The sequence below is a fragment of the Daejeonella sp. genome (assembly GCF_044232565.1).
GTDB lineage: Bacteria > Bacteroidota > Bacteroidia > Sphingobacteriales > Sphingobacteriaceae > Daejeonella.
Window position 1 is genome coordinate 1 of record NZ_JBIILQ010000001.1, and the last position, 23,564, is coordinate 23,564.

Consider the following 23,564-nt stretch of genomic DNA (forward strand, 5'->3'; position numbering starts at 1 on the left):
CCAACTATACCGCATTGTAACGCCATTTGAATGAATTGTAATTTGTATAAATATTTAAAATAATAGACTAAGCTAATATTCTAATGAATTTTGCCGTATTTTCTCTATTTGCCGCAAAGATAGAAATTATGTTTTGAGTTTTTCTCGGAGATTATAATGCATTTGAAATTCCTGTTTTTAGAGCCTATCTTTATTGCTTCGTTAAGATTATACCCTAAATAAAAACCCCCAATTCAAAATAATTGAATTGGGGGTTAATATTAAATTAAGATCTGATTTTTTGGTATTAGATCTCAAATGAAAAATCATCATCAGCCTTTGATTGCTCATTATGATTTTCCGAATATTCGTATCGTTTTTCAACAACTTCTTGATTAGCCTTTATGTAATCAATGGTTTCTTTTAAACCTTCAGCAAATTTTTCGAAATCTTCTTTGTAAAGAAAAATCTTATGTTTTATAAAAACACCATCTTCCAAACGTTTTTTACTTTCAGTTACGGTAACATAGTAATCATTTGAACGCGTAGCTTTAACATCAAAAAAGTAGGTGCGTTTCCCAGCTCTTACCTTCTTCGAAAAAACTTCTTCTCTTTCTTTGTTGTCGAAATCTCCCATTGATTTATTTATTTTTATGGGTAAATATAATAGATATTCGGAAAGTAACAAATTGATTTTTCTTTCTGAATTAACAATAGTTCAGAAACAAATCTTTTCGTGTCTAATTTGGGATGAATTATTCTTTGGTTTTTGCTATTAAATAACTGATTGTTAGGGTTTTTGTTCTTCTAATAACTGCTTTTCATATAAGTCGAAATAACTTCCTTTCAAGGTAATTAAGGCCTCATGCGTACCTTGCTCAATAATTTTTCCTTCATCCATTACCAAAATATTGTCGGCATTTTTAATACTAGATACTCTGTGTGCAATTAAAATGCTCGTTTTATCTTTCATTAAACAACTTAAATTGTTTAATATTTGCTCTTCTGTATGAGTGTCAATTGCCGATAAACAATCGTCGAAAATAAGAAGCTTTGGTGCTTTAATTATAGCTCTAGCTATAGAGAGTCTTTGTTTTTGTCCGCCAGAAAGACTTATTCCACGCTCCCCAATCATCGTTTTAAATCCCTTTTCAAAGCCTATAATATTTTCATACAGTGCTGCATCTTTTGCCGCTTGTTCTACTTGGCTATCCTCAGCAACAGATAAACCAAAAGCTATGTTATTGTAGATGGTGTCTGAAAACAAGAAAACTTCTTGTGGAACAAAGCCAATTTGATCACGAAAATGAGTCAAATCTAAATCCTTAATTACTTGTTTGTCAAATAAAATATCACCTTGGTCGACATCATACATACGCATCAAGAGATTGGCGATGGTTGATTTACCAGAGCCTGTTCGCCCAATTATTGCTAAAAACTGACCTCTATCAACTTTAAAGGATATATTTTTAATTGCTTCGATACCGGTGTCCGGATACCTAAAGCTGACATCTTTAAATTCTATCGATCCAGTTAAATTTATCTTCTTATTCGAAACGGATCTTATTTCAGGTGCTGTTTTCAAAAATTCATTAATCCTTTTTTGGGATGCAGAAGCTCTCTGAATGAGTGATGTTACCCATCCTAAGGAGGTAACTGGAAAGGTTAACTGACTCACATACACGATAAACTCTGCGATATTACCTGATGAAATGTTACCATTCATTACTTCAACACCTCCAATATACACGGTAGCAATAGTGCTTAATCCTACTAGTAATAGCATTATTGGATAAAATAAGGCTTGTACTTGAACCAGGCTCATTGAATGTGTTTTATAATCTTCACTTTCCTGATTAAACTTTTTGCGGATATCATCCTCACGTACATAGGATTTAACTACTCTAATGCCAGAAAAACTTTCTTGAACGAAACTCGACATCGAAGATAATTGCTCCTGTATTTTTTCACTTCTTTTATTAATTATCGTGTGTACATAATAAATAGTTACCGCAAGTAATGGCAAAGGCAAGAGTGAAAATATGGTTAGTCGGGCATTAACATTAAACATGGCCACAATTATTAAAATAAACAGCACTGCGGTGTTAATGGTGTACATTATTGCCGGACCCAAATACATTCTTACCCTACTTACATCTTCCGTAACTCGATTCATTAGATCGCCCGTATTATTACGTCGATAAAATGCCATCGAAAGTTTTTGATAATGCTGATAAATCTCATTTTTGAGGTCGTATTCGATATGTCGAGACATGAGGATAATTGTTTGCCTCATAAAAAAGAGGAAAATACCTCTAAATAAAGCGAGCGCAAGAACAGTAAGTCCGAAAAACAATAAACTTTGCCCAAAAACCATGGCAATCATATCTTGTTTTTCAAAACCATTAAAAAGTTTATATATGGCAATATTTTCGTTTACTAAGTCGAAAGCAATGCGAATTACTTGAGCTGGTAATACTGCAAATAGATTCGAAATAATCACGAATAGAATTCCTGGCAAAAATCGCCAGCGATATTTGTAGAAAAATTTATTGAGATAGGCTAGTTCTTTCATGCTTTAGCTATCCAACAAAAATAGGAATTTATGTTTTAGCTAAAGGATTACAATAGCAGTGTTTTTTAGGAATTAAAATAATCTCAGTATAAGTTTTTAAAGCATCAAATTTTAAATTTTATAAGTATTTGACAATGAGTCTTCTAGTTTATGAATAGTTCGATTTATTTTTTATCTTTTTGTTTTTTTTAGGATTCAGTTGTTTTTTACGAGTAAAAATTGATGTTATTTTAAATTTAATTGATTTAGCGTGTTGAATTGGGGCATAGTTTGGAAATTTTACTACTTTTGTGACGTAAAGAGAGCAAGCTAATATGATATTATCCCAATTTGATGAACATTCAGTTTTTAGTCAGCTTGATGCTTTCAGCCATCAAAAAGTAATTTATTGTAGTGATCCCAGTACCGGATTAAAGGCAATTATCGCTATTCATGATACCACTTTAGGCCCAGCATTGGGTGGAACTCGAATGCAGCCGTATAAATCTGAAGCCGAGGCTTTGCAGGATGTTTTACGTTTGTCGCGAAGCATGACTTATAAAGCTGCAATTACAGGGTTGAATTTGGGTGGCGGAAAAGCAGTAATCATTGGAGACAGTCGTTTGCACAAATCGGAAGCTCTGATGCGCCGCTTTGGTCGTTTCATCGAAAACCTAAATGGCTCTTTTATTACGGCTGAAGATGTAGGTACTAATCCTCGAGACATGGAATATATTCGTATGGAAACGAAGCATGTTACTGGAATTCCCGAGTCAATTGGGGGTAGTGGAGATCCATCACCTGTGACTGCTAAAGGTGTTTTTATGGGAATAAAAGCATGTTTAAAGGAGCATTTTGGCAATGATAGCCTTGCAGGTAAATCAATTGCCGTTCAAGGTACAGGGCAGGTCGGTGAAAATCTGATAAGTTTACTTAGAAATGAAAATGCTAAGGTTTATATCAGTGATATTAATGAAGAACGATTAGCACAGGTTGCTCAAAAATATGGAGCAACTGCCGTCTCAAACAATAGTATTTTCGACCTTGATATTGATGTTTATTCTCCTTGTGCGCTTGGAGCGACGGTAAATACGGAAACAATCAACCGCTTAAAATGTTCAATTATTGCTGGTTCAGCAAACAATCAGCTTGCTGATGAGGTGGTACATGGTAATTTATTATTGAAGAAAGGTATTATGTATGCTCCAGATTATTTGATTAATGCCGGCGGACTAATCAATTGTTATTCTGAAATTGCTGGCTTTAGTAAGAAAAAAACTCTTCAATTAACGGAGAACATTTACGATGCTACCAGAAGAGTTATACAGAAATCAAAACTTGAAAATATTCCAACTTATGAAGCAGCAAATAAAATTGCTGAAAAACGAATTGAGGATATTAAAAAAATAAAATCATCCTATTAATTTTTTTTAGGATCTATTAAACATAAAATCGTTCTTATACATGTTAAACAGAAGGCATCTGAGGGTTAAAGCGTTGCAGGTATTATATTCCTATCAGCAATCGCAGGTTAAAGAAATATTACCCTATGAAAAGGCTTTGCTTCAAAGTGTTGATAAGGTATTTGAAATGTACATTTTACTTTTGTCATTATTGATTGAAGTAGCTGATTACAGTATAATTGATGCTGAAGAGCGTGCAAACAAGCATTTACCTTCAGAGGAAGACCTTAATGCAAGCGTTAAAATTCAAAATAATTTATTTATTGTTTCTTTGAAGCAAAACCCCGAATACCTTGCTGCAGTAAAAAAATATAAGATTTCATGGGATTTTGATCCTGAAGTGTGTAAATCCATTTTTATTACGTTGAAGGCTTCCGAAGAGTATCAATCTTTCCTTAATCTTACAGATCATACTATTCAAAAAGACAAGGATATCATTAAGTATATTTTCAAAAAATTAATCCTTAAATCTCCAGGCATTGAGCAGATATTTGATGAGAAATTTATTAACTGGTCTGTTGATAAGGATGTACTTCAAGCCCTAGTTGCCAAAACATTTAAGAATTTCTCAAGTACCAAACCCGAAGAAAATAAGTTAGCCGAAATATGCCCTAATTGGGATGAAGACCGCCTTTTTTTAATTGAATTATTCAAAAAGGTAATTGCCTTTGAGAAAGAATATCAGGAATTAATTGCACAAAAAACAAAAAATTGGGACTCTGAACGAATTGCTTTAATGGATACTTTGTTGATGCGAATGGCCATTACAGAGTTGATTCATTTTTCTACAATTCCAATCAAAGTAACTATGAATGAGTACATTGAATTATCGAAAGAATTCAGTACACCTAAAAGCAATTCATTTATAAACGGTATTTTAGATAAAATTTTAGCAGATTTGAAGTCGTCTGGTAAAGTTAAAAAGACTGGAAGAGGCTTATTAGAATAAGAATATATGAAAAAAATCTTGAGTTTCCTAGTTTTATTGTCGTTTTTAGCGGCCTGCACCAATCAAACACCAACGGTCTCAAAAACTGTAGATCAAAATCCATTGACTGCTACTGATTCAGTTGATAATTCAAATTTACCAGCCTTTAAATTTGAAAAAGAGGTTTTTGATTTTGGAGAGATTAAAGAAGGAGAGAAGGTTAGCTACGATTTTAAATTTAAAAATATTGGAAATGCACCTCTAATAATTAGCAGTGCAACAGCTACTTGTGGTTGTACAATCCCGGAATACCCTTCAGAGCCACTTGCGCCGGGTGCGGAGGGAGTTATTCGAGTAGTTTTTAATAGTAGCGGTAAACCTGGTATGCAAAACAAGATTGTAAGCATAACCGCAAATACAAACCCTACACTTACTGAACTGAATATATTAGGTAATGTTTTGTCTAAAGAATAATAAAAACCAAAAATAAAATAGAATATGAATATGGAACAAATCGGGCAGTTTTTACCTATGCTGCTAATTATTGTGGTGTTTTACTTTTTTATGATTCGCCCACAAATGAAAAAGGCAAAAGATCATAAAAAGTTTGTTGCAGACTTAAAAAAAGGTGATAAAGTGATTACTTTATCAGGAATCCATGGTAAAATTGTCGACTTAAACGATACTACTTTCCTAATTGAAGTGGAGAGCGGTACTAAAATTCGTTTTGAAAAATCTGCAGTTTCTTTAGAGGCATCTCAAGCTCTTAATCAAACTTCAGCCAAGTAATTAATTAAAAAATTTAAGGATCGCCGCTTCTATTGAAGCGGCGTTTTTATTTTAGCTAAATTTGAATAAGGATATTATACATGCCATTTATAAAGTTTAGTCCACTCGAACGTCGCCGAATTTCAATTTTCTTCGTCTGCTTTATTTTCGCAGTTGGAGCATGGATATTCATTGCACTTTCAAATAGCTATATTTATCAAGTTCAAACAATAGTTCGTTTTGTTAATATCCCTGATAATAAGGCATTCAACCCCTTGCAATCGGATACCCTAGATCTTCGAGTTGAAGGTACCGGCTGGCAACTGTTGTTCTCTAAATTGAGGATTAATCCTCAATCAGTAGATGTTGATCTAGAGAAGCTTAAAAAGCAATCATTTGTTGATCTTTCAACTCAACTTTTTGCCATTAACCAACAGTTTCAATCCAATCAGAAAGTGATTGGAATCCGTCCCGATACACTTTATTTTGACTTTTCATCTCGAGCGTTAAAAAAAATACCAATTCGTGTAAATTCTAATATTCGCTTTCAAAATAATTTTGGCATCTCCGATAAAATTGAAATTTCTCCTTCCTTTGTTACTGTCTCAGGTCCTCAAAATGAGTTAGATAAACTTGATTATTGGTATACAGATTCCTTAATGTTAAAAAATATCAATACTAATATTAGTACTAGAATATCACTTAATAGTCCGTTGAAAGCTAATATTAGTATTTATCCCCGTGCGGTAGACCTTAAAATTATTGTTGATGAATACACTGAAAAGGTGGTTGAGGTGCCTGTTAAATTAATTAACAATAATGAATTTAGAAATGTGAAATTGCTTCCAGATAAAGTTAAAATTACTTTTTTGACTGCATTGAGTAATTATAAAAAGATTGACCGAGGTAATTTTGAGCTGACTGCCGATTTAGACAAATGGAAATTAAAAGGCTATAAACAACTGCCTGTGCTGATTAGTAAATTTCCGGAATATTGTGAATTAGTGAAAATCGAGCCTCAAAATTTAGATTTTATTATTCAAAAATGATGCTTAAAATAGGAATTACAGGCGGGATAGGTAGCGGTAAAACAACCGTATGTAAGGTTTTTGAATTACTAGGAATTCCAGTTTTTTATGCTGATAATGTCGCAAAATCAATCATGCAGACTGATCTTCAATTGAAAAATGAAATCCTTAGTGCATTCGGACCTCAATCTTATTCGATCGATGGCTTGCTAAATAGATCCTATATTTCATCTATCGTTTTTAAAGATGAATTGCAGTTGAAAAGATTAAATTCTATCGTTCATCCAGCTGTTTTTAGGGCTTTCGATCAATGGATCGTCAATCAAAGCGGTGCTCCCTATATTCTTAAAGAGGCTGCTCTTTTGTTTGAAAGTGAATCCTATAAAATGTGTGATCTTTCAATTTTGGTAATTTCTCCTGATGCTATTCGTATTCGTCGGGTTATAGCTAGAGATCATATCAGTAAAGAGGAAATTGTGCTAAGAATGAAACGTCAGTTTACAGATGAGCAAAAAATGAAATTGGCAGACCAGGTGCTTATAAATGATGAAAATTGTTTATTAATTCCTCAAATATTATCGCTGCATCAGCAATTTCTTAAAATTAGTAGCAATCATGATTATTGAGGATTTTCTAATTCTTAACGAAATCGGGTTATATTGCCGCCATGGTAATTTTTACCTCGACCCTAAGAGTCCCGTGAATCAGGCAATAATATCACACGCACATGGTGATCATGCGGTTAGGGGCAATGAAAATGTCTATTGTACGGCTGCTACTGCCGCCATCATGCAACACCGATACCATAAACAAGCAGGAAAAGTTTTTTTCATTCATTCTTGGTTGGAAACTTTTGAATTAAATGGTGTTCTAATCAGCTTTATTCCTGCAGGGCATATTTTAGGTTCTGCACAAATTTTAATGGAATATGCTGGGGTAAGATATTTGTATACTGGTGATTATAAGTTGCAGGATGATCCAACCTGTGAGGGAATTGAATTTGTGAAGGCAGATGTATTAATCACTGAAACTACCTTTGCTGATCCTTCAGTTCAGCATCCAAACGCTATTGATGAGATTAAAAAGTTCGGTCAGATGAATCATAATATTTTATTGGGTGCGTATTCTTTAGGTAAAGCTCAAAGGCTCACGCGACTGCTAACAGATCATTGTCCGCAACGTAGCACGTTTGTCCATCATTCTATTTTTAGTCTCAATAAACTTTATGAGTCCTTCGGATTTAACGTTGGCACATACGAGCTTTATAATAGAAAATCAATGAAACAGCCTGATCAGAATTTAGTCTATATGGTGCCCCCGCTGACTTTCAACAGCTATATCAGGGCGAAAAATGTAGTTAGGGTTTTTGCTTCAGGCTGGATGCGACTTCAAAGAAATAATGACCTCCAATTATTGATTTCTGATCATGTAGACTGGAACGACATTATTTTGATGTTAAAGGAAGTTGAACCAAAGCAAGTTTGGACCCTTCATGGTGATGGAACTTATTTAAAAGAGCATTTTAAAGATAAATTATTAGTAAAATTGTTAAACCATGCTCATTGAAAACATTGATTATTACTTAGACGAGGAAGGGAACCTTGTATTTACAGAAGCCTATCATTCAAAAAGAGGGACTTGTTGTAAAAACAAATGCAAGCACTGCCCCTGGAAATACGGTCAAACAAAACAACCAGAAGGGGAAATTAATTAATATTAAAACTTTTGTTTGTTGGGCTTTAATGCATTTCTAAACAACTAGAAATTAAAATGGAAATAGGAAAAGAAATTGATAATCATAAGTTTGAAAATAATCACCAAAAGTCGATTGTTAATCTTATTTATACCTACGGCTGGATAACAAATTTACTTGGAGAAAAGCTCAATAAATATGATATAACCCTTCAGCAATATAATGTCATGCGTATTTTGCGTGGCCAGCATCCTAATCCTGCAACTATTAATTTAATTAAAGTGCGCATGCTAGATAAAATGTCTGATGCTTCCAGGATTGTTGAACGCTTAGTTCATAAGGAATTGGTTGGTCGAACTATAAATACGAATGATCGACGCTCTGTAGATATTCTTATCACCAAAAAGGGACTCGATATCTTGGTTAAATTAGACACTGAATTATTATTTGATAAAATTCTTGGAAAAGATTTTAATAATCTGGATGCCGGTATGATGAGTGATTTGCTTGATAAAATGAGGGCTTAGTTTTAAACCAAATTATAATAATCTATTAATCAGACAAGATATAGCTTCTCTCAACTAACAATAGCTAGTTTAAGAAAAATCCCAATAAGGCGATTCCGATTCCAATCAAAACAGCGATCGCCTTTTTTAAATTGAATTTATGGTCTACACTTGATTCGAAGAGGATAGTAGTAGAAATGTGCAGGAAAATACCAATTACAACTGCCATAATTTGATCAAAATAGACTTCTATGTTTCCAATAGATCCTTGTCCCATTTCGAAGCTTAACCAATAGCCCAAAGGGCTCATTAGGGCGAACAATACAAGAAGGCCAGAAACACTTCTCTTACTTAGTTTATTTTCTAGTAAAACGCTTCCTAATGCGAATGCTGCTGGAATGTGATGTAAGGCTATGCCATAAACAAGCTCTTGATGTTGTCCTTGTGCTAAAGGCATACCTTCAAGGAAGGCATGTAAACACAAACTGATCATTATTCCAAATGGGAATACGACATGTTGGTGACTATGTTTATGAATATGGCCATGTTCAATTCCCTCAGAAAATTGTTCCATGAAAATTTGAAGAAGAAAACCCCCAAGAATAAAAAGACCAATTTGTGGATTATTTGAAGAGTAAACGTCAGGCATTAAATGCAAAACGGTTATAGCAAATAAATAGGCTCCACTGAAAGATAAAACCAATTTCAAACGGTTTGAATTGTCTTTTTTGAATATAAAAATTGCAATTCCCCCCAATAAAGAACTGCTAAATAGTAAAATCAGTTCCCAGATTTCCATGTTTTGAACGTTTTGTTTGATAATAAAATTTTACTCATCCCTAAACCAATACTACTTCCAAGTAGGCTTCCTGTTAAAATATCAATTGGGTAATGCACTCCAACATAAATTTGTGCAAAACTAATGGATGCTGCCCAAAGCAATCCAATAGGTAAAATAATCTTCCATCTATGATAAAACATCATAATTAAAAATACAGCTATTCCGAAATGATTTGTTGCATGTGAAGATGGAAAACTATATCCGGTGCCACAATCAACGATATTATTAACTTCGGAGTTTATTTCTGGTTCATTGCATGGTCGCAATCTCTGAACACTTGGTTTGATTATTGTTGAGGAAAAAAAATCACAAATGCCAAAGGTCATAACTAAACCTAAGAGCAATATAATGCCCTGTTTTCCATAATTTTTGATCGAATACACAATAATGAATAGGTAGAGGAGAACCCAAGTATAGCGGTCTCTAAGAATCGGCATTAGCCAATCAAAAAAGCTGTTACTTAAGCCATGATTTATTGCAAAGAATAGATCCCGGTCAAATTGGATTAATTGATCAATCATTATTTTTTTTGCAAATAAATATTAGGCGATCAGATTTTTCTTCATCGAATGGATTTAATGAATAATCGCCAAAATGGCTAAGAACTTCAAATCCACTTTTTAAAAACATCGCCTCAAAATCATTTTTTTTGAAGGCTTTTACTTCCTCATTAAATGAAAAGCTTTTGTTTTTATGCTCAAAAGCTATATTTTTTATGATTTTTCCGTTTTCAACTTTCTTGCTTATATGAAAGTCAATACCGTCTACATGTATTACTTCTTGATGTGATAAATGGCGAATAATTTTTTCACTATTGAAATAATCGAGTACTAATATTCCTGTTTTTTTAAGCGATTTATTAAAAGCCCGTAATGCCTTTAAATGGTCTTTCTCTGTCTCGAAGTATCCAAAACTTGTAAAAAGGTTGAAAGCAATATCAAAATAGTTGATGTAAAAAGAATTCCTCATGTCATGAATGTAAAACTGAAGGCTCTCTTTTTCAAACTGTTGTGCAAATTTTATGTTTGTGTTCGATAAGTCAATTCCAGTAACATCATAGCCTTTTTTATTAAGGTAAACCGAATGCCTGCCTCGTCCACATGCGATATCAAGTAATTTTACTTCTGGCTTTGGTTTTAAAAATGCACATAAATTATCAATAAAAAATTCAGCCTCTTCATCATTTCGACGATGATATAAGATGTGATAATAGGGTGAATTAAACCAGTTTTGAAACCATTTTTTTGGCATATGAAGCTTACAGAATTAGAATACAAATATATACATTTACCTTTTTACAATAGTGTATTCAACGGATTTGTTATTTTTGTCTTTTAAAATAAAAATGTGGCTTTAATTAAATCAATTTCAGGAATCAGGGGTACAATCGGTGGACTAGCAGGCTATGGCTTAACACCTCCCGACATTATAAAATTTACTGCAGCCTATGGTCAGTGGGTTATTGAAAATACTGGAAAAAAGAAAATTGTGGTTGGTAGAGATGCCAGAATTTCTGGTGAAATGGTCAGGAACTTAGTCGTAGGGACGCTTCAAAGTATCGGTATTGATGTGGTAGACCTCGGACTTTCAACAACTCCAACTGTTGAGCTTGCTGTACCGGATGAAAATGCAGGAGGTGGTATAATTCTTACCGCGAGTCATAATCCCAAACAATGGAATGCTTTAAAACTGCTAAATGAGAAGGGAGAATTTATCTCTGACTCTGAAGGTCAATGGGTTTTAACGCAAGCTGAAAAGACTGATTTGGACTATTCTGATGTTGATAACCTAGGGTCTGTTGTTTATGATGATAGTTATTTGCAAAAGCATATTGATAAAGTATTGGCATTGCCTCTTGTAGATGTTAATGCTATCCGTAAAGCAAATTTTAAGGTTGTTATTGATTGTGTTAACTCTTCTGGTGGGATATTTATTCCAGCCCTGCTAAAAGCATTAGGAGTTGATACAATTCATGAACTTTATTGCGAACCCAATGGTGAATTTCCTCATAATCCGGAGCCATTGCCTGAGAATCTAGTTGATTTATCACGTGAAGTGCTTGCTAAAAAGGCTGATTTGGGTATTGCCGTTGATCCGGATGTGGATCGTTTATGTTTTGTTTGTGAGGATGGCTCTATGTTTGGTGAGGAGTATACGCTTGTTGCTGTTGCCGACTATGTACTGAGCCATACTCCGGGAAATACGGTATCGAACTTATCTTCAACACGTGCTTTAAGAGATGTTACTGAAGCCGCCTCTTGCAAATATACAGCATCTGCTGTGGGTGAGGTTAATGTGGTAAATGCCATGAAAGAGACTAATGCTATAATTGGTGGTGAAGGAAATGGGGGCATTATTTATCCTAAATCACATTATGGACGTGATGCCTTGGTTGGAATTGCTTTGTTTTTAACCCACTTAGCTAATAAAGGTCAGGCTGTTTCTGCGTTAAGAGCCTCTTATCCGCAATATTTTATCTCGAAAAATAAAATTACGCTAACGCCCGAAATGGATATTGATTCGTTATTGTCTGAAGTTGAAAAGCGTTATCAAAATCAACCTCATAGCACCATCGATGGATTGAAAATTGAATTTGATAAGCAATGGGTACACTTACGAAGGTCTAATACAGAGCCAATTATCAGAATCTATTCTGAAGCAAGTTCAGAAATTTTAGCTGATAATCTAGCTCAAAAAATAATATCAGATATTAAAGAAATATTAAGACTGACTGAATAGTCGCAAAATAATATCGCTAATTTTGCTGCGGTAAATACCTTAAATACTGTATGCTTTTTCACCAATAGCTAATTCAGATAATTATCCCTTATTAAAAATAAAAAAAATGCGTGTATATCTAGATAATGCTGCAACAACACCACTTGATAAAGAAGTTTTGAATACAATGGTTGAGGTTATGGAAAGTCAATATGGTAATCCATCCTCTATTCATGCACATGGAAGGGAGGTTCGGACTCTAATTGAAAAATCACGTAAAACTGTCGCAGCACTATTGCATGCATCTCCTTCCGAATTTTTCTTTACTTCGGGGGGGACGGAGGCAGATAATATGGCTATTCGTTGTGGAATTGTTGATTATGGAATAACACATGCCATTACCACTGCAATTGAACATCATGCAGTGCTTCACACCCTTCAGGCACTAGAAAAAAACGGTGTTATCAAACTTAGTTATGTGAACATAGATTCAAAAGGTTCTGTTGATTATAAGCATTTGGAAGAACTATTGCGGATTAATGAGCGCAGTTTTGTTTCTTTAATGCATGCAAATAATGAATTGGGAACACTTACTGATTTAGGGTTAGTTGGTGATTTATGCGAGCAATACAATGCTATTTTTCATTCCGATACGGTTCAAACGATGGGCCATTACCCACATGATTTAAGTAAGTTAAAAGTACATTTTTTGGTTTGTGCGGCCCATAAACTTCATGGCCCAAAAGGTGTTGGTTTTCTTTATATCAATCATGCAATCAAGATCAATCCGATGATTTTTGGAGGTTCACAAGAAAGAAATATGCGCGGCGGGACTGAAAATGTATATGGTATTATTGGTTTAGGTAAAGCCTTAGAAATGGCCTATGAAAGGATGGATTCTCATCAAAAGCATATTCAAGGCTTGAAAACTTATATGAAGGAGCAGCTTATGGAACAGGTGCCTGGAATACAATTTAATGGCGAGACTGACCCAGAAAATAGCCTCTATACCGTATTAAATGTTTCTTTCCCTGAGATGGAAATGGCAGAAATGTTACTTTTTAGTTTAGATATTGCCGGAATATCAGCCTCAGGAGGAAGTGCATGTAGCTCCGGGACAAATATAGGCTCACATGTTTTAAATGGCATACAAGCAAACCCCAATAGGCCTGCAGTTAGATTTTCTTTCAGTAAATTGAATACCAAAGAAGAAATTGATTATGTAATCCAAAAGGTGAAGGAATTATTTCAAGTTTCCTAAAAAGATTTCAGAAATTCTGCTTGTAGATTTTTCTTTTCATTGTCCTAGGTATTTCGTAAATTAATACCAGTCTAAGAATAGGAGGGAGTCATGGCTAAAAAACATGTTTTAAAGTCTGAAAAGAAAGATGTTACCAAAGATGAACAGAAAGAAAAAATCATCTATAAACATCATTATCATGGTCTGCGTTCTGGGTTTAGCTTTACTCATCATTCCCATGGTCGAGTTAATAATCACTCGATAGGGTTTAATCATGAACCAGGTACTTTGTAATTTAAAATCCCGTTTAACGGGATTTTTTTTATATTTAGTAGAAAATTATATACAATGAAACGTAGAAAATTCATACAAAATACAGGGCTTTCCTTAGGTATGATTGCCTTAGCTTACAATAAATCTTTTGCAGATATTTTAACGCAGCAAAAATATCAATTTAAGCTATTGAGGAACAATGTCGGGATATTTACAGAGCAAGGTGGAACCATTGCCTGGCTATCAAATAGCGCCGGTATGGTGGTTGTGGATAGCCAATTTCAAAATCCTGCAATGAATTTAATTGCCGAATTAAAAAAAGCATCAGAAAAGCCGCTTCAGTATTTAATTAATACTCATCATCATGGAGATCATACCGGTGGAAATATCGCTTTTAAAGGCTTTGCCGAAAAAATAGTTGGACATGTTAATTGCCTTGAAAACCATCAAAAAACTGCTGCTGCACAGAAGTCGGAGGATAAACAATTGTTTGCTGACACCGTTTTTAAAGATCAATGGAAGGCAAAAGTAGGCGCTGAACAAATACAGGCAAATTATTTGGGTGCAGCTCATACCAATGGTGATATAATTGTTCATTTTGAGAATGCAAATATTGCACACATGGGTGATTTGGTGTTTAATAGACGGTATCCTTTTATTGATAAGAATGCGGGAGCAAATATTCAAAGTTGGACCGAAGTGCTGGAGAAAGCAATCGCTAAATACGATAATGATACGCTGTTTATTTTTGGTCACTCATTGGATCCTGAAAAAGTTACTGGCAATAAAGAGGATTTAAAGGCTATGCAGAATTATCTTGAAAAGCTTCTGCTTTTTGTGAAGGCGGAGATCAAGGCAGGTAAAACGAAAGAAGAAATATTGAAAGCTGAGCGTATTCCAGGTGCAGAAGAATATCAGGGGCAAGGCATTGAAAGGAGTTTAACGGCAGCTTTACAGGAGTTGACCAAATAAGTTTACGGTTTTTTTTCAATTTTTCAGGAGTGATAATTCATTTTATCACTCCTGAATCTTATTAAGATATCATTTTTAGGAATGATCCTAGTTTTTCTTTCATCTGACGCCTGTCGACAATAAAATCTAGAAATCCATGTTCCAATACGAATTCTGAAGTTTGGAAACCTTTTGGTAGATCTCTTTTGATTGTTTCTTTTATAACCCTAGGGCCTGCAAATCCGATTAGTGAACCCGGTTCTGATATATTTATATCACCTAGCATCGCATAGGAGGCAGTTACGCCGCCTGTTGTAGGGTCGGTAAGCAATGAGATGTATGGGATTTTTGCTCTGCTTAAAAGGGCTAATTTTGCGGATGTTTTGGCCATTTGCATTAGTGAAAAGGCTGCTTCCATCATTCTGGCACCTCCTGATTTGGAAATCATCATGAACGGGATTTTGTGCTCGATGCTATAATCTATGGAGCGAGCAATTTTTTCACCAACTACAGATCCCATTGAGCCCCCAATAAAATTAAAATCCATACAAGCAATTACCAGGTCTTGGCCTGCTAGTTTTCCTGTTCCAGAACGAATGGCATCATTTAGTCCCGTTTTTACATAACTTTCTTCTAGGCGCTCAGTATATTTTTTGGAATCCGTAAAATTCAAAGGATCTCCTGAACGTAGATTTGCAAAAAGTTCGGTAAACTCATTTTTATCGAAAAGAATTTCAAAATATTCTTTAGACCCAATTCGTAAATGATAAGCACAATATTGACAAACGTATTTATTTTCTACTTGCTCTGCGTAATGCAAAGGTTTTTTACAGGACGGGCACTTATTCCACATCCCATCAGGTGTTTCTTTTTTCTCCTCAGTGGAAGTAATAATCCCCTTATTTTCTCTCTTAAACCAGGCCATTTTGGATATTTGTATAACGTACAAAGAAACAAAAAAAATAAGAAAGCAATGCTTTCACCTGAATATTGAATTATATTATACGATTTGTAGGCATTTGTAGGCTTTTAAAATTGAAATTAAGGCATTTTTTCTTAAATTAGAGGCTGTTAAACAAATTGAAAATAAAATGAATTTAAAAGGATTTAAAGGTGTTTTGCATGGTGATGCAGTTCAGGAATTATTTGAAATAGCCAAAAAACATCAGTTTGCATTGCCTGCAGTCAATGTAATTGGAACAAACTCAATCAATGCAGTGATGGAAACAGCTAAATCTGTTAATTCTCCTGTAATCATTCAGTTATCAAATGGTGGAGCTCAGTTTTACGCCGGTAAATCCTTAAATAACGATAATTTAAATGCTTGCATTCTTGGCGGAGTGTCAGCAGCACAGCATGTTCATCTTCTTGCTGAACATTATGGTGTGGCGGTTATCTTGCATACAGATCATGCTGCGAAAAAGCTTTTACCTTGGATTGACGGATTGCTAGATCATGGCGAAAAATTCTTCGCTCTTCATGGCAAGCCTCTTTTTTCTTCGCACATGATTGATCTATCGGAAGAATCCATTGAAGAAAATATTGAGATTAGTAAAAAATACCTAGAACGCATGAAAAAGATGGGCATGACTCTTGAAATTGAGTTAGGCGTTACTGGGGGTGAAGAAGATGGCGTTGATAATACAGATGTAGATAGCTCAAAATTATATACTCAGCCTTCAGAGGTTGCTTATGCGTACAAAGAATTAAGTAAGGTAAGTGAGAAATTTACCATTGCCGCTGCATTTGGTAATGTGCATGGGGTTTATAAGCCTGGTAATGTGAAATTACAACCGATTATTCTTAAAAACTCACAGGACTTTATTCGTAAGGAATTTAATCTTAGCCCTGAAAAACCAATAAATTTTGTATTTCATGGTGGTTCCGGTTCTTCAAAAGAAGAAATTAGAGAAGCCCTTTCTTATGGAGCAATCAAAATGAATATTGATACTGACATGCAATGGGCTTTCTGGGAAGGTATCAAAGATTATTATAAGTCTAAAGAACTTTTTCTTCAAAGCCAAATTGGAAGTCCCGATGGCGAAGATTCACCCAATAAAAAATACTATGATCCACGCGTTTGGTTACGTAAGGGTGAAGAAACATTTGTTAAGCGATTGGCGCAAGCATTTGATGATCTTAATTGCTTGAATGTAAACGATAAACTTTAATACTTCTATTTTATTAAAAAAGGGCCTAAATGGCCCTTTTTTAATAAAATTTAGAGTTTACACATAAATGATTACCACAAATAATATTTTTTTTCAATATGAATCATTCAATTGAAGTTAAAAAAGTTAGTAATAATGAAGAACTGGAACAGGTTTTCGCTATCCGCCGAATCGTGTTTGTTGAAGAGCAAAATTGCCCCCCAGAACTTGAATGGGAATATGAAGAGGAGTCTATCCACTTTATTGGGACTGCCAACGGTATTCCTGCAGGTGCATCAAGATGGCGTAAAACTGAGAAGGGATATAAATTAGAGCGTTTTGCAGTTTTAAAGGAGTACAGGGGGATAGGTTTGGGGCAAGCACTCGTTGAAACAGTAATCAAAGATCTTCCAGAAGATGCGTCTTATGTTTATCTTCATGCGCAACTAACAGCAATGCCTCTGTATGCTAAATTTGGATTTGAAAAGTCGGGCGATCAATTTGAAGAAGCTGGAATACAGCATTTTAAAATGGTTTTGAATCCACTGTAAGTAATATTGGTTATCGGTTAACAGTTAACAATTATCGGTTCTCAGACCTCAGACCTCAGTTGTCAGTTGTCCGACCTCATACCTCATACCTCCGTCCTCATACCTCCGTCCTCAGACCTCCGACCTCATACCTCCGACCTCCGACAACAACTAACCAAACACCCTTCCCGAATACCTCATCGCCTCATTCCATTTTTCCATATCTAGGCCTAGGACTTCTCCCTTTGCTTCCAGGAATGAAATAAGGCTCTCTGTTGCGATATTTCCTGTGAGACCATCTTCTGCCATTGGGCAACCTCCGAATCCTCTGAGGGCGCTATCGAAGCGTCTGCATCCGCTATTCCAGCTTGCCTCTATTTTTTCGAGCCAATTAGTAGGATTACTATGTAAGTGTACTCCAAATTCAACATTCGGAAAGGTCTTTACAAGGTGAGGGAAGAGGTAATTAATTTTCTCCGGATTTGATACGCCCGTTGTATCTGCCAGGGATAAGATTTTAGCACCTCGCTTGGTAAGTTCGCTTGCCCAATGCGCAACAATTTCATCGCTCCATTCATCACCGTAAGGATTTCCGAATCCCATAGATAAATAAATAACAGCCTCCTTATTTGTTTTGCTGCATTGGTTTATTAATTCTTCAACCGTAAGCAATGATTTTTCAATTCCTGAATTTGTATTTTTTTGTTGAAAAGTTTCAGAAACAGAAAAAGGAAAGCCTAGATAGTTTATTTGTGGGTGTTTTATAGCTTCAGTAATGCCTTTATTATTGGCAACAATGGCTAATAATTTTGTGCCATTCTCTTTAAGGTCCAGTTTATCAAGTACTTCAGCTGTATCTCTGAGCTGTGGAATAGCTTTTGGCGAAACAAAACTTCCAAAATCAAGAGTGTCAAAGCCAACTTGCAGTAAGAGATTAATGTATTCTGCTTTAATTTCAGTTGGGATAAATGCGTGCAGCCCCTGCATCGCATCTCTAGGGCATTCAATTAATTTTGTCATCTGCTTATCAATTTCATTTATGATTTCAATCATTATTGCTATTGTTCATCACCTCTAATCCTGAAAACCATGCCATTCAGGTTTTCACTCATGCGAATTTGACAAGCCAATCTGCTATCGAAACCTGCATCAGGCAAGGTGTCGAGCATGTCCATCTCATCATTCCCGGCTGCTGGTAAATCTTCCAGACCTTTTAATACCTGCACATGACAGGTAGCACAAAGTGCCATGCCACCACAGGTAGCTAATATGTTATAGTCTGAAGCCTTCAGTACTTCCATTAGGCTAAGGCTTATTTCTTCAGGTATTTCAACGGACTTTTGCTCACCGTTTCTATCTTCAATAGTTATATTGATCATATTAAAAGGTATTTACTCCATAAACAGTGGTGTACTTAAAACTTAATTTTTGATCAGGGTACACATATTTGAATGCACTCTGTACCATTAAAGCGGCTTCATGGAAACCACATAAAATAAGTTTAAGTTTTCCGGGGTAGGTATTGATATCACCAATTGCATAAACCCGCTCCACATTTGTCGAATAATCTAAAGTGTTTACTTCAATTGCAGATTTTTCAATGTTCAAGCCCCATTCAGCAATCGGACCTAATTTTGGACTCAAGCCGAATAGTGGAATTAAAAAATCGGTTTCAATTTTCTTTTCTACTTGATCTCTACCAATATATCGGACTTCTTCAAGATGATCCGCTCCTGAAACACTCAAGAGGTTAGATTGAAGGATTAAATCAATTTTTCCGACACTAGCTAATTGATGGACTTTTTCAGCAGAGTCGGGGGCACCACGAAAGGTGTCACCACGATGTATTAAGGTTACTTTTTCAGCAATGTCAGCGAGGAAAATAGTCCAATCGAGTGCTGAATCACCTCCGCCAGCTAAAATCACTCGTTTATTTCTAAAGTGTTCGGGATTCTTAACCATATATTCAACTCCCTTGCCTTCAAAATCAAGGAGACCTTTTATTTCTGGTTTACGTGGTTCAAAACATCCTAATCCACCAGCAATTACAACTACTTGGCAATGAATTTTTGTACCATCATTGGTTTCTACAATTATTGAACCATCATCTTGCCTAACTAATGCTTCTACTCTTTCTCCAAGAGTAAATCCAGGATTAAAGGGTGCTATTTGCTCCATTAACCTTTCAACTAGCTCCTGGGCTTTTATTTCAGGGTATCCGGGGATGTCGTAAATGGGCTTTTGTGGATAAATTTCTGATAATTGTCCGCCAACCTGTGGTAATGTATCAATTAGGTGGCATCTCATCTTAAGTAAACCTGCTTCAAATACAGCAAAAAGTCCGACAGGGCCGGCTCCAATTATACAAAGGTCAGTTGAGATCATTTTATGCGCTTATTTATTTTTATATCGTTTAGATTATTCATTTTCTTCATCTAGATTATTGTAAATGGTATCCAAAATTCTTTTTAGATTTAAATAATCGTCTTCAGTAAGGTTTTCCCAAGCTTTCATTCGTATTTCAGACATTTTAGGACTCCATTCAGTTACTCGATTTTTTCCTAAATCTGTGAGGTGAATATGGAATGATCTTCTGTCGAGAGGGTGAATTTTTCGCTCTGTCAGACCTTTTCTGCATAGAAGATCAATGATTCGAGTTAAGGTAGGGTGATCTTTTTCAGTTATTTCTGCCAGCTGACTCTGATTTAAATCATTTTCGCTGCTCAGGTTTTTTAAAATCAACCATTGATCAACCGTGATGTCGTAATTTTCTGTATTGAAGCGTCGTTGAGCATATTGCTTCACTTTTCTTGCCGTGCGATCCAGCAAATAAGAATAGGTGCTAAATTTTTCTGTTGCCATACTTATTGTTCGTACAACAAATATCTACATAAATTTATCATAAAACAAAAAAGCATCCGTTTTTACGGATGCTTTTCATATTGTTTGGAAAATTATTCTAAGAATTAGGCTTTCTCTTTTTCTTTAATGAATTCAACAACAAATGGTGTTGCCACAAATAAAGATGAGTAAGTACCGAAAATAACACCGATTAACATCGCAAAAGAGAATCCTCTTAAAATCTCTCCACCGAAGATGAAGATGATAAGAAGTACGGCAATAGTACAAATACCAGTAATTACCGTTCTACTTAAAGTGCTGTTAAGTGCATTATTAATAACAGATGGTAAATCTTCGTTTTTAGAGTGGTGCTGACCAATATATTCACGAACACGGTCAAATACAACAACCGTATCGTTAATTGAATAACCCATTACTGTTAATATCGCTGCAACAAATGCTTGGTCAATATCTAATGAGAAGGGCAACCAGCCATTAAATATGGTAAATATAGCGAGTAAAACAAGCACATCATGTACCAATGCCAGGATCGCTGCAAAACCAAAGGCCATTCTTTTGAATCGGGCTAAGATGTACAGGAAGATTACAAGAATTGAGAAAAATACTGCCCAAATAGCCGAGGTTTTGATGTCGTCGGCAATGGTAGGCGTAACCTTCTGCGAATCCTTGATTTCATATATTGGATTGATTTTTTTCAATCCGGAAGCCAATTTCTCACTTACTTGATCATTTGCTTGATCAGAATTATCATTAATAAGGTATGCTGTAGTGATTTTAACTTGATTTGATGAACCAAATGTTTTTACTTCAACAGCTGTGCCGAATTCATCAATTAAAACTGAACGTACATTCTCAACTTCAACCGGTTTGTCAAAAGCTACAAAATACGCTCTGCCTCCTTGAAAATCAACTCCTAAGCTAAATCCTTGCGTAAATGCAGAGATAATACCTGCAACAATGATTGCAGCGGATAGAAAGTAGAAACGCTTACGACCTGTTATGAAATCAAATTTAGAGTCTTTAAACAAGTTTTGAGTTGCTTTGATAGAAAAGTGAATCGCTTTTTTGCCATCAAGTAACCATTCGAAAACTAAACGTGAGATGAATATAGCTGCGAATAAAGAGGTTACAATACCAATCATCAAGGTGGTTGCGAAACCTACTATTGGGCCTTGTCCAAAAATGTATAGAATAACACCAGTTAAGAAGGTGGTGATGTTTGAGTCTAAAATTGATGGCATTGCTTTTCTAAAGCCTTCTGTTATGGCTAATCGTACAGATTTTCCTTCCGCAATCTCTTCTCGAATACGCTCATAAATTAGTACGTTAGCATCTACCGACATACCTAATGAAAGTACGATACCAGCAATACCAGGCAATGTTAAAACGGCTCCTAAAGATGCAAGAACACCCATTAAGAAGAATAAGTTAACTATTAAAGCAATATTAGCTACAACACCTGCAGTGCTATAATACAAGCCCATGAAAATCAGGATGAAAATAATTCCCGCAATGGTTGAGAGTAAACCTGCAGAAATTGAAGCAGCACCTAAAGATGGTCCAACTACATAATCACTTACAATTTTAGCTGGTGCTGGTAATCTACCTGCCTTTAATACGTTTGCAAGATCCTGAGTATCTTCAATTTTAAAGCTTCCGCTGATAGATGAAATTCCATTCGGTATTTCACCTTGAACGGTAGGGGCAGAGTAAACAAGATTATCTAAAACAATAGCTACACTTCTTTTATTATTTGGATTAGCGGACGCTGCTGCAGTAATTGAACGCCATGCACGTGCTCCGTCAGTATTCATGACCATCACTACTTCTGGATTTCCGCGCTGATCGTAATCAGAACGTGCATCAGAAATAACATCGCCCTCTAGAGCCGGACCACCAGCTATGTTGCTAGTTTTTAATGCATAAAGTTCAAATACTTTACTTTCTTCAGAAACTGGTTTAACTCCCCAATATAATTTGATGTTCTGTGGAATTACTGCTCTAACTGCAGTAGAAGAAAGATAAGAATTAACTTTAGCAGTGTCTTTTAACGCTGCATATCCAACTACAGGACCAGGCTGTAAATTTGTTTGGCCATCTTGTCCCTGGAAAGTGGCAGGATTTAATAAAGCAAACAATGGATTTTGTTTGGCCTGCTCTGCTTGTAATTTATTTTTTATAGCAGTGCTGTCGGTAGCTTTACTATCTTTTTTACCTAAAGCAGCAAGCTTGCTCTTTGCAGTGTCTTGGGCAGCGGTAGTACTTGTTGAATCTGTAGTTTTTACAGAACTCGCTAAAATGCTATTCACATTTTGAAGTAAACCGAAAATTTCCGAATTATCATAGGTTTCCCAGAATTCAAGTTTTGCTGAACCTTGTAATAATTTACGGACACGATCAGGATCAGTAACTCCTGGTAATTCGATCAAAATACGATTAGTACCTTGCTGCTTCTGAATATTAGGTGATGTTACACCAAATTTATCAATACGAGTACGAAGAATATTGAACGAAAGATCAATTGCTCCATCTGCCGACTTTCTTAAAAAGTCTAAGACAGCTTTATTGTCTGCATCAATTTTCAGGTTAGCTGAATTTTCTTTAGTTGCAAAAATGGTTGCAAGTCTAGTGTTGGGGCTTAGCTTTTCGAATTCGCTACCAAAAGCAGATATGAAATCTTTATTGCCTTCAGCTATTGCTTTTTCAGCATTTTTGATAGCAGCATTGAAATTTGCATCTGTACTATTGTTAGCGAGGTTACGTACCATTTCACTTAGTGAAATTTCCATGGTTACGTTCATACCACCTTTTAAGTCGAGCCCTAGTGGAATTTCGCGCTCTTTGGCATATTGATAGGTGATATAATCTAAGCTACCAAATACTGGCAATGAGGCTACAGAATCAAGATAACTCTTTTCTTTTGTAGCATCTCCTTTTGATAATTCCTTGGCTTCTTTTTCAACCTTATTCGCTATCCATGTGAACGAAAGAGAATACAAACACGCGATTGTGAGCGCTATTGCTGCGAATTTTATTAATCCTTTACCTTGCATTTTATTTAAATTGTCTGTTAATGTTGA

25 protein-coding genes are annotated in these 23,564 nt (G+C 35.4%); 14 read left to right on the top strand and 11 right to left on the bottom strand.

Features of this window, described 5'->3' with window-relative positions; all coding sequences use genetic code 11:
• Positions 1 to 286: 286 nt before the first annotated feature.
• Positions 287 to 616, bottom strand: a complete 330-nt coding sequence (locus tag ACILQF_RS00005; RefSeq protein ID WP_395625354.1) for a DUF3276 family protein — start codon at positions 614 to 616, stop codon at positions 287 to 289.
• A 153-nt stretch (positions 617 to 769) separates the two neighbouring features.
• The gene (locus ACILQF_RS00010) at positions 770 to 2,554 is read right to left on the bottom strand and encodes an ABC transporter ATP-binding protein (RefSeq protein ID WP_395625355.1); all 1,785 of its coding nucleotides are present in this window, start codon (positions 2,552 to 2,554) and stop codon (positions 770 to 772) included.
• Between the two features lie 314 nt (positions 2,555 to 2,868).
• On the opposite strand from ACILQF_RS00010, the gene ACILQF_RS00015 reads away from it, so the two are divergent.
• From ACILQF_RS00015 to ACILQF_RS00055, 9 genes are all read left to right on the top strand, one after another.
• Positions 2,869 to 3,957 carry a Glu/Leu/Phe/Val dehydrogenase gene (locus ACILQF_RS00015; RefSeq protein WP_395625356.1) on the top strand — a complete coding sequence of 363 codons (1,089 nt, stop codon included), beginning with the start codon at positions 2,869 to 2,871 and terminating at the stop codon, positions 3,955 to 3,957.
• 40 nt (positions 3,958 to 3,997) lie between these two features.
• Positions 3,998 to 4,945 carry a transcription antitermination factor NusB gene (nusB, locus tag ACILQF_RS00020; RefSeq protein WP_395625357.1) on the top strand — a complete coding sequence of 316 codons (948 nt, stop codon included), beginning with the start codon at positions 3,998 to 4,000 and terminating at the stop codon, positions 4,943 to 4,945.
• Positions 4,946 to 4,951: 6 nt separating this feature from the next.
• Entirely contained in the window at positions 4,952 to 5,398 is a 447-nt protein-coding gene (locus ACILQF_RS00025; RefSeq protein ID WP_395625358.1) for a DUF1573 domain-containing protein, read from the top strand.
• A 24-nt stretch (positions 5,399 to 5,422) separates the two neighbouring features.
• Positions 5,423 to 5,713: a preprotein translocase subunit YajC gene (gene yajC / locus ACILQF_RS00030; RefSeq protein WP_395625359.1), complete on the top strand. Its 291-nt coding sequence runs from the start codon at positions 5,423 to 5,425 to the stop codon at positions 5,711 to 5,713.
• An 80-nt stretch (positions 5,714 to 5,793) separates the two neighbouring features.
• Complete coding sequence (locus ACILQF_RS00035) at positions 5,794 to 6,741, top strand: YbbR-like domain-containing protein (protein WP_395625360.1); 948 nt, start codon at positions 5,794 to 5,796, stop codon at positions 6,739 to 6,741.
• Positions 6,738 to 7,346 (top strand): dephospho-CoA kinase, encoded by a 609-nt coding sequence (gene coaE, locus ACILQF_RS00040; protein ID WP_395625361.1) that lies wholly within the window; start codon positions 6,738 to 6,740, stop codon positions 7,344 to 7,346. Before ACILQF_RS00035 ends, coaE begins: the two co-directional genes overlap by 4 nt.
• Entirely contained in the window at positions 7,336 to 8,286 is a 951-nt protein-coding gene (locus tag ACILQF_RS00045; RefSeq protein ID WP_395625362.1) for an MBL fold metallo-hydrolase, read from the top strand. Before coaE ends, ACILQF_RS00045 begins: the two co-directional genes overlap by 11 nt.
• Positions 8,276 to 8,434 carry a DUF5522 domain-containing protein gene (locus ACILQF_RS00050; RefSeq protein ID WP_395625363.1) on the top strand — a complete coding sequence of 53 codons (159 nt, stop codon included), beginning with the start codon at positions 8,276 to 8,278 and terminating at the stop codon, positions 8,432 to 8,434. The genes ACILQF_RS00045 and ACILQF_RS00050 overlap by 11 nt, the downstream gene beginning before the upstream one ends.
• A gap of 56 nt (positions 8,435 to 8,490) precedes the next feature.
• Positions 8,491 to 8,940, top strand: a complete 450-nt coding sequence (locus ACILQF_RS00055; RefSeq protein ID WP_395625364.1) for a MarR family winged helix-turn-helix transcriptional regulator — start codon at positions 8,491 to 8,493, stop codon at positions 8,938 to 8,940.
• 64 nt (positions 8,941 to 9,004) lie between these two features.
• Here the strand turns inward: ACILQF_RS00055 and ACILQF_RS00060 are convergent, their stop codons facing one another.
• From ACILQF_RS00060 to ACILQF_RS00070, 3 genes are read right to left on the bottom strand one after another with little or no spacing between them, the layout of a single operon-like run.
• Positions 9,005 to 9,718 carry a ZIP family metal transporter gene (locus ACILQF_RS00060; protein WP_395625365.1) on the bottom strand — a complete coding sequence of 238 codons (714 nt, stop codon included), beginning with the start codon at positions 9,716 to 9,718 and terminating at the stop codon, positions 9,005 to 9,007.
• A complete protein-coding gene (locus tag ACILQF_RS00065) occupies positions 9,700 to 10,281 on the bottom strand; it encodes a phosphatase PAP2 family protein (protein WP_395625366.1) in 582 nt (193 codons plus the stop codon). Before ACILQF_RS00065 ends, ACILQF_RS00060 begins: the two co-directional genes overlap by 19 nt.
• The gene (locus ACILQF_RS00070) at positions 10,274 to 11,011 is read right to left on the bottom strand and encodes a class I SAM-dependent methyltransferase (protein WP_395625367.1); all 738 of its coding nucleotides are present in this window, start codon (positions 11,009 to 11,011) and stop codon (positions 10,274 to 10,276) included. Before ACILQF_RS00070 ends, ACILQF_RS00065 begins: the two co-directional genes overlap by 8 nt.
• 96 nt (positions 11,012 to 11,107) lie before the next feature.
• Between ACILQF_RS00070 and glmM the strand changes: the two genes are divergently transcribed.
• From glmM to ACILQF_RS00085, 3 genes are all read left to right on the top strand, one after another.
• Positions 11,108 to 12,499: a phosphoglucosamine mutase gene (glmM, locus tag ACILQF_RS00075; RefSeq protein ID WP_395625368.1), complete on the top strand. Its 1,392-nt coding sequence runs from the start codon at positions 11,108 to 11,110 to the stop codon at positions 12,497 to 12,499.
• Positions 12,500 to 12,605: 106 nt separating this feature from the next.
• Positions 12,606 to 13,739 (top strand): cysteine desulfurase family protein, encoded by a 1,134-nt coding sequence (locus ACILQF_RS00080; protein ID WP_395625369.1) that lies wholly within the window; start codon positions 12,606 to 12,608, stop codon positions 13,737 to 13,739.
• Positions 13,740 to 14,066: 327 nt separating this feature from the next.
• Positions 14,067 to 14,963, top strand: coding sequence for an MBL fold metallo-hydrolase (locus ACILQF_RS00085; protein ID WP_395625370.1), 897 nt, complete (start codon positions 14,067 to 14,069; stop codon positions 14,961 to 14,963).
• Between the two features lie 61 nt (positions 14,964 to 15,024).
• Here the strand turns inward: ACILQF_RS00085 and accD are convergent, their stop codons facing one another.
• The gene (accD, locus tag ACILQF_RS00090) at positions 15,025 to 15,867 is read right to left on the bottom strand and encodes an acetyl-CoA carboxylase, carboxyltransferase subunit beta (RefSeq protein WP_395625371.1); all 843 of its coding nucleotides are present in this window, start codon (positions 15,865 to 15,867) and stop codon (positions 15,025 to 15,027) included.
• A 166-nt stretch (positions 15,868 to 16,033) separates the two neighbouring features.
• Here accD and fbaA point away from each other — a divergent pair, with 166 nt between their 5' ends.
• Together fbaA and ACILQF_RS00100 are read left to right on the top strand one after the other, a co-directional pair.
• Positions 16,034 to 17,113, top strand: a complete 1,080-nt coding sequence (gene fbaA, locus ACILQF_RS00095) for a class II fructose-bisphosphate aldolase (RefSeq protein ID WP_395625372.1) — start codon at positions 16,034 to 16,036, stop codon at positions 17,111 to 17,113.
• A 98-nt stretch (positions 17,114 to 17,211) separates the two neighbouring features.
• Positions 17,212 to 17,643 (top strand): GNAT family N-acetyltransferase, encoded by a 432-nt coding sequence (locus ACILQF_RS00100; RefSeq protein WP_395625373.1) that lies wholly within the window; start codon positions 17,212 to 17,214, stop codon positions 17,641 to 17,643.
• 150 nt (positions 17,644 to 17,793) lie between these two features.
• Here ACILQF_RS00100 and ACILQF_RS00105 read toward each other — a convergent pair whose 3' ends face one another.
• The 5 genes from ACILQF_RS00105 to secDF all read right to left on the bottom strand — a co-directional run bounded on the left by ACILQF_RS00105 (position 17,794) and on the right by secDF (position 23,537).
• Positions 17,794 to 18,675, bottom strand: a complete 882-nt coding sequence (locus ACILQF_RS00105; protein WP_395625374.1) for a hydroxymethylglutaryl-CoA lyase — start codon at positions 18,673 to 18,675, stop codon at positions 17,794 to 17,796.
• 5 nt (positions 18,676 to 18,680) lie between these two features.
• Positions 18,681 to 19,001, bottom strand: a complete 321-nt coding sequence (locus ACILQF_RS00110; protein ID WP_395625375.1) for a 2Fe-2S iron-sulfur cluster-binding protein — start codon at positions 18,999 to 19,001, stop codon at positions 18,681 to 18,683.
• A 1-nt stretch (position 19,002) separates the two neighbouring features.
• A complete protein-coding gene (locus ACILQF_RS00115) occupies positions 19,003 to 20,007 on the bottom strand; it encodes an NAD(P)/FAD-dependent oxidoreductase (protein WP_395625376.1) in 1,005 nt (334 codons plus the stop codon).
• 33 nt (positions 20,008 to 20,040) lie between these two features.
• Complete coding sequence (locus ACILQF_RS00120; RefSeq protein WP_395625377.1) at positions 20,041 to 20,484, bottom strand: MarR family winged helix-turn-helix transcriptional regulator; 444 nt, start codon at positions 20,482 to 20,484, stop codon at positions 20,041 to 20,043.
• A 104-nt stretch (positions 20,485 to 20,588) separates the two neighbouring features.
• Entirely contained in the window at positions 20,589 to 23,537 is a 2,949-nt protein-coding gene (gene secDF, locus ACILQF_RS00125; RefSeq protein WP_395625378.1) for a protein translocase subunit SecDF, read from the bottom strand.
• Between the last annotated feature and the right edge of the window lie 27 nt (positions 23,538 to 23,564).